This window comes from Desulfitispora alkaliphila, assembly GCF_050433185.1.
Classification (GTDB): domain Bacteria; phylum Bacillota; class Desulfitisporia; order Desulfitisporales; family Desulfitisporaceae; genus Desulfitispora; species Desulfitispora alkaliphila.
The window spans coordinates 1-19561 of the sequence record NZ_JBNPXS010000028.1; the positions used below are offsets into that span (position 1 = coordinate 1).

A 19561-nucleotide genomic window follows, 5' to 3' on the forward strand; every position below is an offset into this window, starting at 1 on the left:
CGATGGACACCCTTGTCATTGGCTAGTGGTTCCCACTACCAAGCCCACAGCGGACTTTCACCGCCAAGTTACCGCCCGTGCCGGGCACACATAAAGGAATACTAGGCGAATTAATTTGCCTAGTATTTTCTGCATTTAAATTCTGGTTTTCTCAAGAACGCCTCCTTGCCTAAGAGCCATCTATATGATTATTCTTGTGGATAGAATTGCTCTAATAAGGGCCCCTGAAGAAATTCAGATAAACACATACAAACTATCTTTGAAAATGCCTCCAATTATGACTAGATTTAACCAAACAATTATGTTACCATTAGCAATGATGGCAAAATCTGCTATGTTTGAGGCTGGAGGACTAGGCCGTGAGGTTTGGCATGGTACTCAGCGATTACAGGTATGAATTTTTTTTGATGCAGGTTAGCCAAGAAAAATAAAACATATTCTTAGGGAGGGTTTTTGCATGAACAACATGCGAAAGGTGACATTTTTAGCAATTTTTATGGTTGCCCTACTGACACTTGTAACCGTAGGGTGCACCCCTGAAGAAGGGGAAGATGTTACTGATCAAGAATCTATAACTCTTGGTTATGTAACTTGGGACTGTGCAATTGCCAGTACGCATGTACTGCAGGCAGCACTTGAAGATGCAGGTATCGAGGTTGATTTAATTGAGCCAAGTGCAGCACTTCTTTATGAAGGATTAGCAAACGGAGATATTGATGCAACTACTGCAGCTTGGTTGCCATTCACTCACGAAGCTTACATGGACCAAGTGGGAGATCAGGTAGATAACCGTGGCTCTAACTACGGTGGCGAGGCTAAAATTGGTCTAGTAGTTCCTGCATACATGGATGTAGATTCTATTGAAGACCTAGATGGACAAGCTGATAATCGTATTATCGGTATTGATCCAGGTGCTGGTGTAATGAGCGCTGCTAAAAATGCTATCGAAGCTTATGATTTAGATTATGAGTTGCTTGACGGTAGCGATGCTGCTATGGCTGCATCTCTGCAAGATGCAATTACCCATGAAGAAGAGGTTATTGTTACAGGTTGGGCGCCTCACTGGAAGTTTGGCCGTTGGGATCTTAAGTTCTTAGACGACCCACTAGGAGAATTTGGCGCAGCTGAAGATACTCATACAATTACGCGGTTAGATCTCGCTGAGAACGCACCAAACGCATTTAATATCATTGACAACTTTTATTTAGAAGATGCCGACCTTGCTACAGTAATGGACATGAATTCAGATGGCATGGATCCAAAAGAGTCTGCTCGAATTTGGGTAGATGAAAACCAAGACAAAGTTCAAGAATGGGTTCAGTAGATACTTAATGAAAAAACTAGAGTGGAGATAACTCCACTCTAGTTTTTTATTGCATCTCTATTCTGGCTTTCCTAGCAGGTTAAACATATTCTTTTTGTACGCTTCAACCCCTGGTTGATCATAGGGATTTACACCTAACAGATAGCCGCTAATAGCACAAGCCTTCTCAAAAAAGTATACCAATTGGCCATAGTAAAATGGTGTCAATTTGGGTATTTCAATCTTTAAGTTGGGTACTCCTCCTTGACTATGAGCCATAATGGTTCCCTTGCAGGCCATTTCATTAATATAGTGAAGCTCTTTATCTACCAGATAATCTAAACCATCATCTCCGTCAGCAATATCTGGTACAAGCACTTTTCGCCTAGCTTCTTCAGCCCACATAGTAGTCACAAATAAATTCCTGCGCCCATCTTGAATGTATTGGCCTAAAGAGTGTAGGTCAGTGGAAAAGTTAGCACTGGCTGGAAATAAGCCCTTGTGTTCTTTTCCCTCACTTTCTCCAAACAATTGTTTCCACCATTCGGCAAAGTAAGATAAAGCTGGCTCATAACTGGTTAGCAACTCCACACTTTTTCCTTTATTGTATAATATATTGCGCAAGGCTGCATAACAATAACAGTCATTATCTGCAAGGGCTTCCCGAGAAAATAAATCTATTCCTGCCTTAGCTCCATCAATTACTTCTTCAATATCTATACCCGCTGCAGCTATAGGCAGCAGACCCACTGGAGTTAAAACTGAATACCTGCCTCCCACATCATCGGGAACCACATAAGTCTCATAGCCCTTCTCTTCAGCTAATTGCTTAAGTGCTCCTTTGCTAGCATCTGTTGTTGCCACTATTCTACCTCGGGCACCTTCTTCACCGTACCGCTCTTCTAACATTCTTCTAAAAACTCTAAAGGCAATTGCCGGCTCTAGTGTAGTCCCCGACTTGGAGATTACATTAACCGCAATTTCTTTATCTTTTACCAGCTCTAAAAGATCCGCTAAATAGGTAGAGCTAATATTGGTTCCGGCAAAATAAACTTCCATACCTTGCCCCATCTGGTTTCTATAGGTGTGTCCCAACAACTCTATAGCTGATTTAGCACCTAGATAGGACCCCCCAATTCCAATTACAATTAATACTTCTGCCTTTTGAGAGAGCCTATTTATCGTCTCCCTGATTCTCTTGAATTCATCTTGCTCAACCCTTTGAGGCAGGTCAAGCCAGCCAGTATATTCTGAACCTGGAACTTCTCTTTGGTGCAATTTTTGGTGAGCTAGCTTTACCATGTCTTCCATGAAACCTAATTCCTGCTCTTTAATAAATGGAATGGCTTTGCTGTAATCAAGACTTATCTTTTTCAATATCTAAACCTCCTAAGTAACTGGATAGTCTGTAATTATTCCGTCTACTCCCCAATCCCATAGTTGATTTATTTCCTTCTTGTCATTAACCGTATAGGGATAAACTTTAATACCCTTTTCTTTGCAATTAACAATTAACTTCTCTGTAACAAAATACCACAAAGGGTGATAGGAGTAACTGTCAATTTTACACCTCACCATATACTCTACTGGGTTTATTATTCCTGATGCTGTTATAACCCCTACTTTCACATCTGCATCTAACTCCCTGATTTTCTTCAGTGCCATGTGATCAAATGATGAGATAATAGTACAATCATATATATCAAACTGATTAATTAAATTCAAAATTGCTTGGTCTAAGCCACTATAAAATACCGGACCATTCTTCAGTTCAATATTAACTAGCAACCCATCATTTTTATAACCACTCAGCAAATTTAGTACCTGCTCTAAGCTCGGTACAGACTCTTCAGAGTATTCTTTTGCAAACCAGCTGCCTGCGTCCAGTTGTTGCAACTGAGCCCAAGTATAATCAGCTACCCTTCCAGTCCCATCAGTAGTTCTATCCACCGTACTATCATGACAGAGTACAGGTACACCATCATGGGATAATTGAACATCAAATTCAAATGCTCGAACCCCTAGTCCTAGGGCACGCTTAAAACCCACTAGGGTGTTTTCTGGAAAAAGCCCTGCACTACCTCGATGTCCAATTAGTATGCCCTTCCCCTCTTGCACTATTAGAACCTCTTTCTCTGCACCGTATTAGGAATGCCTAAACCATCCCTGTATTTTGCCACAGTACGTCGCGATATTTTTATTCCTTTATCCTCTAAGAGCTTTGCTAATTTTTGGTCACTGTAGGGCTTATTTTTATTTTCCCCTTCAATCAATTCCTGGAGCATCTTCTTTATTCCTTCAGCCGATGTAGTCTCCCCTTGACTGCTGGTGACTCCACTACCAAAAAAGTATTTTAGCTCAAATATCCCTTGTGGTGTCTGAACATATTTATTTGCTGTGGCTCTACTTACAGTTGATTCGTGCATCTCAATTATGTCTGCTACCTGTTTTAATGTCATAGGTTTTAAATATCGTATCCCTTTATCAAGGAAATCTCTCTGTAAGTCTACTATTGTGCTGGCAACTTTATACATAGTTAATCTGCGCTGTTCAATACTTTTGATTAGCCAGGATGCAGAATTTAGCTTTTCTTCTAGAAATTTTTTGGCGCTATAGTCTCCCTGCTCCTGTTTTATAATTGATTTGTAATTGTTGTTTATCATTAATCTAGGTGTAGTCACATCGTTTACCAATACCACAAACTCTCTACCCACCCGTTCAACTACCACATCTGGCACCACATATCTGACCTGATTGTGGCTGGCAAACTCCCTTCCTGGCTTAGGGTCTAAAGTCTTGATAATGTCCGCTTCTTCTTGAATTTCTTTTGCACTCAATCCCAATAATTGACTGAGCTTATTATATCTCCCTGCAGCCACATCTTCCAAATGGTCTTTGATAAGTTTCTCTAAGAGCTCTGTTTTCCTCCCCATATGGTCTAATTGAAGGATCAAGCACTCTGCTAAATTCCGAGCACCAACCCCTGGCGGCTCTAGGCTCTGTATAATAAATAAGGCCTTCTCTACCTCATTTTCAGAGACGCAAAAATATCTAGCCGCTTCCTCTACTGATACTTGAACATAGCCATAGCTATCAGTATTGCCAATAAGAAATTCCCCTATTCTTCTCTCAAGCTCTGAAATATTAGACAGGCTCAATTGAAAATTCAGGTGTTCCTGTAAGGTAGGCATAGTGCTCAAAAAGTTTTCACAAGAAAAGTTTTCTCTTTCTTCACTCCCTCGGGGCGATTTTACATATCCTAAGTCACTGCGATCTGTAAAATACTCCTGCCAATCCAAATCAAAGCGCTCATCTTCGGGCTTTTCCTTATGTTCCCCTTCTAGCTGTTCTTCTTTGACCTCTAATAGTGGATTTTCCTGTAGCTCTTGTTCCACATAATCCACCAATTCTAGCGAAGATAACTGCAGCACTGTTATGGCCTGGCGCAACTCAGGGGTCATGATTAACTTTTGGGTTTGTTCAACATTTAATCCAAAACCCAGTTTCATGCTTCCCACTCCCTCAATTTTTTTGTACAATTCAGAAGGAAATCTCTTTATAAGAAATTCGACTTTTTAGTGAGATATTCCTTCCATATCAGGTAGTATATCTTTATGCATTTTAATGCGCCTAATAACCCATGGACTAAGTGGGCAGGCTACTTTTTCTTCTGGCAATAAAACCCACAGTTGTAGTTAGTCCCACTGTGAACAATAGCACCGTTCCTCTGTGGTCGTAATTTGGCAAGTAGGGGTGCAGTCCTACCCAGTAATCCATATAGTCGTTAATGTACATCCATACCCATACCCCATAAGCATGAATCTGCTCATATACTAATTTGCGCCAAAAAATTATCCCTTCAATAGCCATTCCTAAATGGGAAAACCACAGGACCCAGTCCATCAATACCATGGAACCACCGGTCATCCAATTTAGTGACAAAACAAAAATAGCCCATATGCCGTACTTTACCACAGCAGTATAGGCTAACAACTGAAATAATTTGTGAAGACTAGAGTTTCCTTCTGAATACAGCAAAGTAAATAGCACTATAGAAAAAATAGTTGTGGCTAAGGGACTATCTGGAACAAAGGGCCAGTAGATTATTTCTGTACTTCGCAAGTGGTTCTCATACCAAAGATAGCCTAATACTGAGCCTGGAACATTTACAATCAATAGTAACTTTAAATATATTGGTCTTGTAGGATTTTCTAAAAGATCATACCATAGGTAAGACAATTTTTCTCCCCCCATCCCCCTCATAGTGCATCAACTTTTTTATGGGCTTTGCAGGCACTCCACCTACCATTGTGTTTTGAGGCACGTCCTCAGTTACCACAGCTCCTGCTGCGATAATTGCCCCATCTTCTATTTTGACGCCGGGGAGTATAGTGCTGTTGGCACCAATTAATACCCGGTTTCCAATCACAACATTTCCCGTTCTAAATTGGTCAGGGGTAACTTCATGGGTCAAAATAGTGGCATTATATCCCACTACCACTCTCTTTCCTATTGTAATCTTCTCTGGGAAAAAAATATCTACCATGCCCATCAACCCAATGCATGTATCTTGACCTATTTTCATGTCCAGTAACTTTGTGTAAAGCCACCGCTTAAACTTCATGGAAGGACAATACCTCCCAATTTGAATTACTAAAAAGTTTTTAATAGTGCGCAAGTACCCCGCTTTTTGAGGCCACTTACCCAGGGCGTTATCGTTTTCAAAACTATCAACATCTAACTCTCGCATAGGATTTCCCCTTTTGCTACTTTCTTTTTTTAAAATCCTCCGCCATTTTTTCTATTTTCCTCATTCTGTGATTTACCCCCGATTTACTCACAGGGGGTTCACACATTTCCCCCAACTCCTTTAAGCTAGTATCGGGGTATTCTAAGCGCAGCTTGGCTATTTGCTGCAAGCCCGGCGAAAGCTTGTCCAGACCAATAGTTCTAGAAATAGAATTTATGCACTCTACCTGTCTCAAAGCAGCATCTACTGTTTTGGTCAGATTAGCTGTTTCACAATTTACTAGTCTATTGACCTTATTTCTCATATCTTTATATACTTTTACATTTTCAAAGTCCAACATAGCTGTGTGAGCACCAATTAAACTCAAAAAACCAGCTATTTGTTCACTTCCTTTAATGTATACTACCCACCACTTTTTTCTACTAACTAGCTTTGCATTTAAATCAAAATTATTTATTAGATTAGAGATCTGCAAACCATGAATTTGATCAGCTGTTATTATCTCCAGATGGTATGTACCCTCAGGATTATTAACCGATCCACCTCCCAGGAAGACCCCTCGTAAGTACGTCCTCTGGCAACATTCACTGTCAATTAAGTCCTTTCTTATCTCTGGATTAATGTTGTAATTAGCATCCATGATTCCCAGTTTGTCTAATATGTTTTTCACTTCTGGTTGAGAGGGTATATTGACTACGTAAACGTTATTCTTTTTTAGCCGATTTTTTCGTTGTACTATTATTTCCCCTGGAACCTGAAATAGTTCCTTAAGCAACTTAAATACTTTTCGTGCAGCAGGAGCACTTTCGGTTACCACTTGCAGTGATAATCCTTTGCCTGGTGATATTTTAATAGTTCCATCCATTCTTATCATGGCGCCTAGCTCTGCTAATTGACAGCACACATTTTCTGGAGTTATTCTTGCCAACTCATTTTTAGTCTTTATTGAAAAAGACATATTTCTCCACTCCTATTATTTATATTATTTCACTTATTGCCTTCTCTTAATCAGATAAATCTTTTATTTTTTCATTTAAGTAGATATCAAAAAGCCTAACTTTTTCTGAATTAGACTTTATTCTAAAAATCGTCTGTAGTACAACCCTAGCCAGTTTATCGCTGTCATGGCGAACCAAGTCCTCCTGGTCTACTAAACTGGCTTTTACAACTTCAACACCTTTTCTATTGATTAAATCTTCCTTTACCACAACTGGTGTAGCGCCTTTTTCCTCATATTTTTCTAGCATCTCTAATAAAATGGGAGCGTCATTTACTATCATATAATTTATTAGTCCTCTTGCTCCATGGGCTTCTATAGCTTTTAGGTGCTGTAGTGCTGTATATCCCTGAGTTTCCCCAGGCTGGGTCATCACATTACAGACATATGCAACAGGCGCCTTAGTTTTCTTTAATGCTGTAAGTAAGTCTTTTATTAATAGGTTGGGAATCACACTAGTATAGAGGCTACCAGGACCTAAAACGATCATATCTGCTTCCATAATGGCCTTCACTGCTTCCGGTAATGGTTCACTATCCATGGGCTCCAAATAAACTTTTTCTATATTGCCACTAGTTTTACCCACATAAGTCTCACCGCGCACTATCTTACCCGATGCTAATTTTGCACTAAGAGTCACATTGCTCAAAGTAGAAGGTAATACCTTTCCCCTAATTGCCAAAACCCGACTGAGCTCTTGAGTTGCCTTATTAAAATCTCCCGATATGTCAGTCATGGCTGCTAAAAGCAAGTTTCCTAGATTATGTCCTTTTAGTCCAGCTCCTTCATTAAATCTATAATTAAAAATATCATCCATTAGTGTTTCTGTATCAGCTAATGCCACCAAACAGTTTCTAATATCACCGGGTGGTAAAATTCCCAGCTCTCCCCTGAGCCTTCCAGAGCTTCCTCCATCATCTGAAACAGTTACAATGGCAGTAATATTACTAGTGTAACTCTTTAATCCCCTTAACAGCACCGATAATCCGGTACCTCCCCCTATTGTGACTATTTTAGGTCCTTTTTTTAAATTTCTCTTAGCAAAAACCGTATCTACTAATTTATTCTCATTTAAAGGGACTATTACACTGAGAATAGAACGCACCGTTTTCCTGAGCCCAACTACCACCATTAGAAGACCTATTATAATAGCAATTAAGCCTAATAAGATAGACGATGATTCCTTTAGGTAAACTGCAAAGTCTATTCCAATGTCTGCAATCACAGCAAGTCCAGTAGCTATTGCTATTATTCCCGCAGTTGCAAAAAACAGCCATCGCTTCACCTTCAGACCAGGTAGTAGCCACTTAAGATTGTTAATCATTTTTTCCGCTCCAATAAGGCCACATTTCTTGCTGCATCCCTATGCCGCAAATTAACGCTATATCCCTCCGCCTCAATAATTTGGCCTAGCTTACAAGCTAACGTAACAGATCTGTGTTGTCCTCCTGTGCATCCTACAGCAATAACTATACTAGTCTTGCCCTCTATAATATAATTTGGCAATAAAAAGAGTACCAAATCCTTGTACTTCTCCAAAAACTCAATAGCTCCAGGCGAATCCAAAACATACTGCTGTACCGCCTCATGGGTTCCTGTGAGAAGTCTTAGCTCATCAATATAAAAGGGGTTTGGCAAAAATCTCACATCTACTAACAGGTCTGCATCAATGGGAACACCATATTTAAAACCGAAAGACACGATATTTACACTAAGTTGCTTTTTCTTATTCTTTTCTTGAAATATCTCTTTTATTTGTTTTTTAAAAATACCTACTGTCATATCAGTAGTATCTATTATTTTATCAGCTCTCCCCTTTAATTCCTCTAAGCGATGCCGCTCTTCTGTAATCCCATCTAGTACTGCTCCTTCTTCTGATAGCGGGTGTCTGCGTCTAGATTCTTTAAATCTCCTAACTAAACACTGATCTGAAGCATCTAAAAACAAAATCTGATATTTAAAATTTTGTTTATCCAATTGAGCCAATGCTTCAAAGAGGGCACTAAAAAACTCCCCACCACGAATATCTATCACAAGCGCAACCCTATTGATTTTTCCCTGGGACTGTAAACAAAGTTCTGCAAACTTAGGTATAAATGTGGGTGGTAAGTTATCTACACAAAAAAAGCCTAAATCCTCAAGACTCCACACTGCTTGAGTCTTGCCTGCTCCAGACAGTCCTGTAACAATTACTAGTTCAATATCTTCAGGTTTTCCGACCATTTTTAATCCCCCTATAACTAATTTAGGGCGTTAATCACCCTTTCAGGTTCTATTCCTGCTTGAGTTAGAAGTGCCCCTCCAAAATCTAATTCACCTAAAGTATCTACAGTGTGTGCATCGCTATTGACCACAAAGTTAACTCCTTGAGCTGCTACTTTTTTTATTTCCTCAACCTGCTGATAGCTATGGCCGCAGTTAATTTCAAAGGCTGTGTCTGTTTTAGCACATACCTTAGCCACTTCCTCTATATCTACTGCCATCTGCAAGTCAGGGTGAGATACACAGTCAACTAGGTTAGAGTATAACGCCTCTGTTAATGCCTTAGTATTTATAGTTCGAGCCTTATCTCTTGCCATACTGCTCACCTTTGCTATCTGATTGAGCAAGGATAATTTGAGCACACCTTCAAAGGAGGTAGGGCGACTGTAGGGGTGAAGGCCTACGATTAGCCAGTCTAACTGAGCAGCAGTAGTCGCCGAAATATCAATAGCCCCATTTAGGTCTAACACATTAGCTTCAGCTCCTACCCACACTTCCACACCGTTTTCCCTATTCTTATTAATATCTTCTACTTGTTTTTTTATCTCTTTATAAACAGCTTCACTTTTTACCCCTGTGCCAATGTTATTGGGACCGTGATCTGTTATTGCCAATCTTTTTAATCCCTTTTGTTCAGCTGTAGCTACCATTTGGTTTACTGTGTTTTTTCCATCACTGTGCACTGTATGACAATGTAGGTCTGCAAAAAATTCCATTGTATTCCTCCTATTTTTCTACATGCTCATGTCTTTGCTCTTGGCTTTGCCACAGTTTGTCTAGCTGTTTTTTCATTTCAATCTGGTAGTTGTGATCATCAGTTTCACCGATAGCTAATTTCAATAAATCTCGACCCAGTGCCTGAGCAGGATTAGGTAAACCTAAAGCTGCAGTTACCGTATTGGCAATCTCCATATTGTGGACAACCCCCAAGTTCACTCTACCCTTAATTTTGTCTGTAATCAAGCATAAGGGAGTTGGAGCTGTGTTGTGATTTCCTGTAATAGGATTTGTGCCGTGATCTGAAGCTATGACTACTAGTGTTGAGCTCAAATCTATGTCTTCCATTATTCTAGTTACTATTGCATCAGCCTGCTCCACAGCCTCTATCACCTTAACAACATCTCCCATATGAGCCATTAAATCAACCTTGCCAAAGTTGGCCACTACCACACCCCGGTCTATCTCCTCTAAAACAGACAATATGTGTCCTGCCACCTGCTTATGGTCACCTGCATTAATCCCGTCCTTTTCCAAGCGAGAAATCTGAACTTTATCAATGCCTCCCAGTACAATAGCGGCCTCATTTTTACCAACAGCTCCTGTGGCATAATTATTTTTTATGCACACATCACCGATTGTTTCTACAGGATTTCCATAGTAGTCAAAGCTCCTGCCTACAGTCGCATTGCCTGGCCTGTGTGCGAGGACATTATATCCTGTTCCTATCATGCCGTGAGCAATAGGAGTTATAGCTGCACCTGCTCCTATAATTTCTGTGTGGGCAACTCCCACAGCTGTTTTACCATGCAACCCACTTAAAGTGGGCGTGGAAGCCATAGTAAAGTTCACCGTATCCATCCCATCTATAATTAAAAGCAATACTTTATTAATTCTTGTCATTACTTTCCCCCCTTAAAAAAAGTCCTCCAGCTCCAATCACACCGGCATCATTGCCCAACTGTGCCCTTACCACAGTCACTCTTTCAAGGGCTGCTTTCAAAGAATACTCTTTAGCAACTTCCACTGCAGGCTCAATTAGAACATTGCCCGCCATGGATATACCTCCACCTATAATCAATTTACTAGGGTTGAAAATATTTATAATATTGGCTATTCCTATTCCCAAATAAGTAGCTGTTTCATTCACTACCCTAGTGGCATTAGCATCGCCTTTTTTTGCTGATGCAAAAACCTTTTTTAATTCTTTTTTACTGATTTGTTCTCCTATAATTTCAGTAGCTCGAGTAGCAATAGCTTTAGCAGACACTAAAGTTTCAAAACAACCTCTACTGCCACATACACATTTAGGTCCTTTGCTATCTATAACCATATGTCCTATTTCAGTTCCCACTCCTTGACCTGTATATAATTGCCCATTTATCAATACTCCGCTACCCACTCCAGTACCCAAGGTAATCATAACAATATTTTCTTCTCCCACGCCTGCGCCCATCCAAGCCTCACCGAGAGTTGCAACATTGGCATCATTCCCTATTCTTATGGAAGTTGGAATATGATCGGCTAGTTCTCTTTTTAAATCTATTCCATCCCAGCGCAAATTAGGTGCATAAAAAACATGCCCTCTCGCACTATCCACCAGTCCAGGTACCCCAATTCCTACCCCAATAATATGCTGCCATGAACTTTCCGGTTTCAAAATTTCAGCTATTTTATTGTATAATTTAAGATAAAATGAGCTCCTCTCCCAAGCGTTACCTGTTTCCATAACAGCTTTGTTTAAGATTGATCCATTGCTGTCTACTAATGCCAACTTTATATTAGTACCACCAATATCAACTCCCACTGCCTGCTCAAGAGCCTTCATCTCTTCCCTCCTCTATCCTACTTAAAGAACTAGATCTGCAATAGCTTTGGCTACGCCTGAATTTTTATTATCTCTAGTTACATGAGTTGCCTGGTCTTTAACCTCTGACCTTGCATTGTCCATAGCCACACTAATACCAGCTATTTCAAACATAGGAATATCATTGTAGCTATCTCCAATAACCATTATTTCATCTCGATTATAGATGCCCAGGTCCTGGGTCACTTTTAACAATCCTACGCCTTTATTAACCCTTTTATCCATTATCTCAAGAAAATTAGGTTTAGACTTTGTCAAATACAAACTGGTTTCATACTGTTGTTGCCACCTCTGGCTTAGCTCATTCAACCTAGTTTCAGGAGCAATTACCAACATTTTAGTAGGTCCCTTTTCCATAAAATCAGTTAATGGTCCTACAGTTTCCATAGGCACATTTGCTATGTTCTGATATTGCTTTCCCTCCTCAGTTTCTTCAGCTACATAAATACTATCATCAATATATGTGTTTAAATGCAAGCCCATTTGATGACATTCAGCAGCTATCTCCTTAGCAATGGGGAGGTCAACAGGTTGATGATATATTAGTTGATTTTGACTAAAATCTTTAATCATAGCTCCTTGATATGTGACAATTGGAAGAGACAGTTTTAATTGTTTAGCATAGGGCAGTGCTGAGCGATACATTCTTCCCGTAGCTATGGTAACCTCTATTCCCTTATCTCTAGCTGCTTCAATTGCCTCAATATTTTCATGACTTATTTCAAAGTTATCGTCTAGTAAACTATCATCTAAATCTACTGCAATTAATCTGATTCCCTTACTCATTTACTTTACCTCTCTTATTTTAATTTTTGAATAATCCTCTATATTCATACTACCAAAAAAAAACCTTTTTATCACTAATCATTTGCAAAAAGAGAGGCTTAACAGCCCCTCTTAGTTTATTTATATTTATTTTTATTAAGCTTTTCCAACACTTCTTCCGCTACAGCCATATTCATTCCTGGAACCTGAGCCAGTTCTTCTAATGAAGCGTTGCGTATTTTACTTATAGACCCAAAGGCCTTTAATAAGTTTTTTCTCCTTTGAGGCCCAATCCCCGGTATCTGTTCCAAGGTAGAGAGAAGACCTTCTTTCCCCCTCAACTGCCGGTGGAATGTTATTGCAAACCGATGGGCTTCATCTCTGATGCGCTGAACCAGGTAGAGAGCTGGCGAGTTTTTGGGGAGAATTACTGGCTCACTTTCACCTTCACTAAAGAGTTCTTCTTCCCTTTTAGCCAAGCCAAAGGTCTCTAAGTGGGAGAAGCCTAACTCTTTCATAACAGCTCTAGCAGCACTAAGTTGACCTTTTCCTCCATCTATAATTACCAAATCTGGCAAAGGCAAAAACTTTGCCTGAGCAAATTCCATTTGCCCACTACCTACTAACTCCTGCTCTTCTCTAGCTCGCCCAAACCTTCTAGTTAGCACCTCAGTCATCGACGCAAAGTCATTGGGCCCTTCCACAGTTTTTATTTTAAAGCGACGGTAACTGCCGTTATCCGGTTCCCCATTTTCAAAAACCACCATTGAACCCACTTGTTGATGTCCTTGAATATTGGAGATATCATAACATTCCATACGAACTGGCGCTTGCTTTAATCCCAAATATTTTTGAAGCTCTTCAACAGCTCCCGTTGTAAGTTCTTGTTTTCGCTCTAGGGATTGTTCCCTTTCTTTAATGGCCATCAGGGCATTTTGACCAGCCATTTCAACTAGCTTTATTTTTTCCCCGCGCTGGGGAACTTTTATATGCACCCTTCTCCCCCGCTTCTCTGTAAGCCATGCCTGAATCAGATCAGATTCTACCAACTCAGCTTCCACGTAAATATGGGGAGGTACGAATTCCACTCTGTTGTAATACTGCTTTACAAAGGTTGTGAGTACTTCACTTCGATTTAACTCCTCAGTGCCCCTGAGGAAGTGTTGATCTCTCCCCAAGAGTTTTCCCCCTCTAATGAAAAAGACAATAACACATGCTTCATTAAAACCTCGAGCCATGGCTATTACATCTTGATCATCTAGGTTTGCGGAAATCACCTTTTGTTTTTCCATAATATCCCTTAAGGCATTTATCTGATCTCGCACCTGGGCCGCCTTCTCATACTCCATTTTTTCAGCAGTTGCTGCCATTTTCTGCTCTAGCTTCTTCATTAGCCCTTCCTGTCTGCCTTCTAGGAAAAGCAAGACCTCTTGAATCATTTCCATATATTCATCTCTGCTCACCTCACCGCTACAGGGTGCTAGGCAGCGTTCGATATGAGCATTAAGACAAGGCCTATCCCGCTTAGGAATTTGAGGTTGCTTACAGGTGCGCAAGGGAAAAAGGCTTCCCAAAACCTTAAGGGTTTCGTGCACTGACCCCGCTCGGGTATAGGGGCCAAAGTACTTAGCCTTGTCTTTTTTCACTTTTCTAGTAACTATCACCCTAGGAAAATCCTCGTTTAAGGTCACTTTAATATATGGATAATGCTTATCATCCTTTAAGCTTACATTGTATTTAGGGCGGTGTTTCTTAATTAAATTGCATTCCAAAATTAACGCTTCTACTTCAGTATCTGTAACCATGTATTCTAAGTCTGCAATTTTAGAAACCATTGACTGGACCTTAGGCGACTGCTGTCCAGCCTTAGTAAAATATGAGCGCACTCTATTTTTTAAGTTAACTGCCTTGCCCACATATATTATTTTGCCGTTTTCATCCTTCATAAGATATACCCCAGGACTATTAGGGAGATGCTGCAACTTGGACTTTACTGTCATATCCCTCACCTACCAGTATGGGTTCTAAAAACCTTCCCGTATGAGATGCTGCATTTTTTACCACTTGTTCCGGCGTACCGGTAGCTACAATCTCTCCACCACCACTTCCGCCCTCTGGACCTAAGTCTACCAGATAGTCAGCAGTTTTTATTACATCTAAATTGTGCTCGATAACCAACACTGTATTTCCGCTATCTGTAAGGCGTCCCAATACTCCTAACAGTTTATTGATATCCTCCATGTGTAAACCTGTGGTGGGCTCATCTAGTATATAAAGGCTCTTGCCATTTGAGCGCCTGGATAGTTCTGTAGCCAGTTTTACTCGCTGAGCTTCCCCACCGGAAAGGGTTGTTGCCGGCTGCCCCAGTCTAATGTAACCCAGTCCCACATCCTGAAGAGTTTTTAGCTTGCGGTGAATTCTAGGTATATTTTCAAAGAAATCCACTGCTTCATCCACTGTCATATTTAATACATCAGAGATGCTCTTTCCTTTGTAATTGACCTCTAGTGTCTCCCTATTGTATCGATTTCCTTTACATATTTCACAGGGCACATAAACATCGGGCAAAAAATGCATTTCTATTTTTATAATGCCGTCACCCTTACAGGCTTCACAACGCCCTCCCTTAACATTAAAGCTAAAGCGCCCAGGCTTATAGCCCCGCATCTTAGCTGAAGGAGTTTGGGAAAAAATATCACGTATGCCGTCAAAGACCCCTGTATAGGTGGCTGGGTTAGAGCGAGGCGTCCTGCCTATAGGTGACTGATCGATCTCAATAACCTTTTCTAAATGTTCTAAACCTAAAATATCATCGTGTTCTCCAGGTTTGCTTTTTGCCTTATAGAGTTTATTGGCCAAAGATTTATAGAGAATTTCATTAATAAGAGTACTTTTACCCGATCCAGAAACTCCTGTAACACAGGTGAATACTCCCATGGGGATGTCTACACTTACATTTTTAAGATTGTTCTCTCTAGCTCCAACTATTTTAATCCACTTTCCATTAGGCTCTCGTCGCACAGCTGGGACCTCAATCTTTTTAGCTCCTGTTAGATACTGTCCAGTAATCGATTTAGGTTCTCTGGCAATCTGCTGTAATGTTCCCTGGGCTACCACTTCTCCCCCTTTAGCACCTGCACCTGGACCTATATCGATAATGTGGTCAGCCTCTCTCATGGTATCCTCATCGTGCTCAACCACTATCAACGTGTTTCCTAAATCGCGAAGTTTCTTTAGAGTCTTAATCAATCTAGCATTATCCCTTTGGTGGAGCCCAATGCTGGGTTCATCCAAGATATAGAGTACTCCTACCAAGCTAGATCCAATCTGAGTAGCTAAGCGTATTCTCTGGGCTTCCCCGCCAGAAAGTGTTCCTGCAGAGCGCGCTAAAGTTAGATAATCTAAGCCCACACTCACTAAGAAGCCCAACCGCTCTTTGATTTCCTTGAGTACCTGTTTGGCAATAATCATTTCACGTTCAGTTAAATCCAGGTTGTCAAAAAAGTCCTTAGCCTCAGCAATAGACATTAGGGTGACCTGATGAATTGATTTGTCATTCATCCTCACTGCCAAACTTTCTGGCTTTAAACGAGCACCTTCACAAGCTTGACAAGGTTTTGTGGACATATAGCTCTCTATTTCATCTCGAGCGTGATCAGATTGGCTCTCCCTATAACGTCGCTCTAGGTTGGGAACTGCTCCTTCAAAATCTGTCTCGTAGATTTTTAATTGATTATACATATTTGTATATTGAAACTTCAATTTTTCCCCATTGTTACCATAGAGCACTATATCTTTGTGCTCTTGATCTAACTGCGAAAATGGTGTATCCAGTCTAAACCCGTAATGGTCAGCTAAGGTCGCCAATAACTGAGAGTAATAACTTCCACTACCCCGGTTTTTACTCCAAGGCGCGATGGCACCTTCGCCTAGAGTCTTGCTTTTATCTGGTACTACCAGATCCACATCTACTTCCATATCAGTCCCTAATCCACTACACCTATCACAGGCACCGTAAGGGCTGTTAAAGGAAAACATCCTGGGGGCAATTTCCTCCAAGCTGATGCCACAAGTAACACAGGCAAAATTCTCACTAAATACTAATTCTCCCTGACCTATTATATCAACAATTACAATCCCTTGAGACATCTTTAGGGCTGTTTCTAAGGAGTCAGCCAGTCTAGTCTCAATTTGGGGCTTGATTACAATTCGGTCCACTACCACTTCAATGGTGTGCTTCTTGTTCTTTTCCAACACTATTTCCTCGCCCAAATCTCTGACTTCACCGTCAATCCGCACACGCACAAATCCGCTCTTCTTTAAGTCCTCAAGCACCTTTTGGTGCTCACCTTTTCTACCTCTGACTACGGGACTGAGGATTTGGATTTTAGTTCGCTCTTCATAAGCGCTTAGCTGATCCACCATTTGCTGTACCGTCTGCTGAGTAATTGGCTCATGGCATTTGGGACAATGGGGTTTTCCCACTCTGGCAAAAAGCAAACGTAAATAATCGTAGATCTCTGTAACAGTTCCCACAGTTGACCGGGGATTACGGCTAGTAGTCTTTTGATCAATGGATATGGCTGGAGATAACCCCTCAATATAATCCACATCAGGCTTATCCATTTGTCCCAAAAACTGCCGCGCATAAGCAGAAAGAGATTCCACATAGCGCCTTTGGCCTTCCGCGTAAATAGTGTCAAAGGCCAATGATGATTTGCCCGATCCACTTAGGCCTGTAACTACTACAAATTTATCTCGTGGAATCTTAATATCTATATTTTTTAAGTTGTGAGCCCGCGCTCCCTTAACGGTTATCATATTTTTACTCATAATATTACACCTCTAATCAAATTGCTAACTCAATTGTGCTTTAATCTCTAGCATTGCATCCCTCAACTGAGCTGCCTTTTCAAAGTGAAGTTCTTTTGCCGCTTCTTTCATCTCTTTTTCCAACTTGGCCACTAACTCTTCTAGTTCTCGTTTCTTCATTTTGCTCACATTTCCTTGAGGCAGATACGACGCCTTGTCTTCAGCCACAAAGGTAGCTTGCATCACATCTCTCACTGCCTTTTTAATAGTCTGAGGCTTAATACCGTGCTTCTCATTAAACTCAAGCTGGATTTGTCGCCTTCTGTTAGTCTCGCCAATGGCTCGTTGCATGGAGTTAGTCATTTTATCCGCGTACATAATAACTTGTCCCTCTACGTTTCGAGCTGCCCTACCAATAGTCTGAATCATAGATCGCTCCGAGCGCAGAAAGCCTTCCTTATCCGCATCTAAAATAGCTACTAAAGTTACCTCGGGTAAATCTAACCCCTCTCTAAGCAAGTTAATTCCCACTAATACGTCAAATTCACCTAAGCGCAGATCTCTCAGTATCTCCATTCGCTCTAAGGTTTTTATCTCCGAGTGCATATATCTTACCTTGATATCCATGTCGCCCAAATAAGTTGTCAAGTCCTCTGCCATTTTCTTTGTCAACGTGGTAATCAGCACCCGCTGATCTTTAACTGTTCGCACCTTAATCTCTTCAATTAAGTCATCTATCTGTCCCTTAACTGGCCGCACGTGAATTACCGGGTCCACCAGTCCAGTAGGGCGAATAATCTGTTCCACCAGCTGCTCTTGATGCTCATGTTCATAGGGTCCAGGGGTAGCACTCACATAAACAGCCTGTTTCATCTTACTCTCAAACTCCGGAAACCGAAGAGGCCTATTATCTAACGCCGATGGCAGCCTAAAACCGTGCTCCACTAAATTGCTCTTTCTAGACCTATCCCCCTCATACATACCTCCAACCTGGGGAATAGTCACATGGGACTCATCAATAACTAACAAAAAGTCCTCTGGGAAAAAGTCCAGTAAGGTATAGGGGGCATCTCCAGCTTTTCTTCCTGTCAGATGTCTGGAGTAGTTCTCAATTCCCTGACAAAAGCCCATTTCCTGCATCATCTCTAAATCGTAATTTGTCCGCTGCTCCAAACGCTGGGCTTCTAAAAGCTTGTCCTGTCCCCTCAGCTCCACTAGTCTCTCCTCTAATTCTGCCTTAATATTGATAATAGCCTTTTCCATTTTTTCTTTTCCAGTGACAAAGTGACTAGCTGGGAAAATAGATACGTGATTGCGGGAGCCCAATATTTCTCCCGTGAGAGTATCTATCTCTAGAATCCGCTCTAATTCATCTCCAAACATGTCCAATCTAATTGCGTTTTCACTGTGGGATGCGGGAAATATCTCTAGTACATCCCCTCGCACTCTAAAAGTTCCCCGGGTAAAGGCCACATCATTTCTAGTGTACTGATTATCCACTAGTTTACGCAAAATTTGATCACGACTATACTCATTACCTGCTCGCAACGACAGAACTTGCTCCCTGTAGTCCTCTGGAGAACCCAAACCATAAATACAGGAAACACTGGCCACTATAATCACATCTCTCCGCTCAAATAGAGCTGATGTGGCCGAGTGCCTCAGCTTATCAATTTCATCGTTTATTGATGCATCCTTTTCAATGTAGGTATCAGTATGAGCCACATAGGCCTCTGGTTGATAGTAGTCATAGTAGCTCACAAAGTACTCCACTGCATTTTCAGGGAAAAACTCCTTGAACTCTGCACAAAGTTGCGCCGCTAAGGTCTTATTATGGGCAATTACCAGAGTGGGCTTTTGCACCTGCTGAATTACGTTAGCCATTGTAAAAGTCTTGCCACTGCCGGTTACCCCAAGTAGAGTCTGATGCTTCAGCCCATCATCTATTCCCTTGGCTAAACTAGCAATAGCCTTGGGCTGATCTCCCCTGGGTTCATACTCTGATCTAATTTTAAACTCTTCCACAAGTGCTCACCTCACTTATTATTAATAGAACAAACAGTATTTAATAGTAATTATTCTAATTAT

General features: G+C 40.9%; 16 protein-coding genes and 1 pseudogene. 2 read left to right on the plus strand and 15 right to left on the minus strand.

Going from position 1 to position 19561, the window contains the following annotated elements:
• Positions 1-184 precede the first annotated feature (184 nt).
• Together GGQ84_RS10495 and GGQ84_RS10500 are read left to right on the plus strand one after the other, a co-directional pair.
• Positions 185-397, plus strand: coding sequence for a hypothetical protein (locus tag GGQ84_RS10495; RefSeq protein WP_429162408.1), 213 nt, complete (start codon positions 185-187; stop codon positions 395-397).
• A 60-nt stretch (positions 398-457) separates the two neighbouring features.
• Entirely contained in the window at positions 458-1324 is an 867-nt protein-coding gene (locus GGQ84_RS10500; RefSeq protein WP_429162410.1) for a glycine betaine ABC transporter substrate-binding protein, read from the plus strand.
• Positions 1325-1381: 57 nt separating this feature from the next.
• On the opposite strand, the gene GGQ84_RS10505 is transcribed toward GGQ84_RS10500, so the two are convergent.
• The 15 genes and pseudogenes from GGQ84_RS10505 to uvrB form a co-directional block, all read right to left on the minus strand.
• Complete coding sequence (locus tag GGQ84_RS10505) at positions 1382-2680, minus strand: glucose-6-phosphate isomerase (RefSeq protein ID WP_429162412.1); 1299 nt, start codon at positions 2678-2680, stop codon at positions 1382-1384.
• 12 nt (positions 2681-2692) lie between these two features.
• Entirely contained in the window at positions 2693-3421 is a 729-nt protein-coding gene (locus tag GGQ84_RS10510) for a glycerophosphodiester phosphodiesterase (protein ID WP_429162414.1), read from the minus strand.
• Positions 3422-3423: 2 nt separating this feature from the next.
• Complete coding sequence (rpoN, locus tag GGQ84_RS10515) at positions 3424-4812, minus strand: RNA polymerase factor sigma-54 (protein ID WP_429162416.1); 1389 nt, start codon at positions 4810-4812, stop codon at positions 3424-3426.
• A 136-nt stretch (positions 4813-4948) separates the two neighbouring features.
• Positions 4949-5542, minus strand: a complete 594-nt coding sequence (locus GGQ84_RS10520) for a DUF1405 domain-containing protein (protein WP_429162418.1) — start codon at positions 5540-5542, stop codon at positions 4949-4951.
• 34 nt (positions 5543-5576) lie between these two features.
• Positions 5577-5741 (minus strand): annotated as a pseudogene (locus GGQ84_RS10525) (DapH/DapD/GlmU-related protein); the annotation flags it as partial.
• 328 nt (positions 5742-6069) lie between these two features.
• Entirely contained in the window at positions 6070-7011 is a 942-nt protein-coding gene (gene whiA, locus GGQ84_RS10530; protein WP_429162420.1) for a DNA-binding protein WhiA, read from the minus strand.
• A 46-nt stretch (positions 7012-7057) separates the two neighbouring features.
• A complete protein-coding gene (locus tag GGQ84_RS10535; RefSeq protein WP_429162422.1) occupies positions 7058-8374 on the minus strand; it encodes a gluconeogenesis factor YvcK family protein in 1317 nt (438 codons plus the stop codon).
• Positions 8371-9273 carry an RNase adapter RapZ gene (gene rapZ, locus GGQ84_RS10540; protein ID WP_429162424.1) on the minus strand — a complete coding sequence of 301 codons (903 nt, stop codon included), beginning with the start codon at positions 9271-9273 and terminating at the stop codon, positions 8371-8373. Before rapZ ends, GGQ84_RS10535 begins: the two co-directional genes overlap by 4 nt.
• Positions 9274-9290: 17 nt before the next feature.
• A complete protein-coding gene (locus tag GGQ84_RS10545) occupies positions 9291-10028 on the minus strand; it encodes a PHP domain-containing protein (RefSeq protein WP_429162426.1) in 738 nt (245 codons plus the stop codon).
• A gap of 10 nt (positions 10029-10038) precedes the next feature.
• On the minus strand, positions 10039-10932 hold the full coding sequence (locus GGQ84_RS10550) for an alkaline phosphatase family protein (protein ID WP_429162428.1): 894 nt from the start codon (positions 10930-10932) through the stop codon (positions 10039-10041).
• On the minus strand, positions 10919-11857 hold the full coding sequence (locus tag GGQ84_RS10555; RefSeq protein ID WP_429162430.1) for an ROK family protein: 939 nt from the start codon (positions 11855-11857) through the stop codon (positions 10919-10921). Before GGQ84_RS10555 ends, GGQ84_RS10550 begins: the two co-directional genes overlap by 14 nt.
• Before the next feature lie 21 nt (positions 11858-11878).
• On the minus strand, positions 11879-12682 hold the full coding sequence (locus tag GGQ84_RS10560; RefSeq protein WP_429162432.1) for a Cof-type HAD-IIB family hydrolase: 804 nt from the start codon (positions 12680-12682) through the stop codon (positions 11879-11881).
• Positions 12683-12798: 116 nt separating this feature from the next.
• The gene (gene uvrC, locus GGQ84_RS10565; RefSeq protein WP_429162434.1) at positions 12799-14661 is read right to left on the minus strand and encodes an excinuclease ABC subunit UvrC; all 1863 of its coding nucleotides are present in this window, start codon (positions 14659-14661) and stop codon (positions 12799-12801) included.
• Positions 14627-17494: an excinuclease ABC subunit UvrA gene (gene uvrA, locus GGQ84_RS10570; RefSeq protein ID WP_429162436.1), complete on the minus strand. Its 2868-nt coding sequence runs from the start codon at positions 17492-17494 to the stop codon at positions 14627-14629. The genes uvrC and uvrA overlap by 35 nt, the downstream gene beginning before the upstream one ends.
• Before the next feature lie 24 nt (positions 17495-17518).
• Positions 17519-19498 (minus strand): excinuclease ABC subunit UvrB, encoded by a 1980-nt coding sequence (gene uvrB, locus GGQ84_RS10575; RefSeq protein WP_429162437.1) that lies wholly within the window; start codon positions 19496-19498, stop codon positions 17519-17521.
• Positions 19499-19561 lie beyond the last annotated feature (63 nt).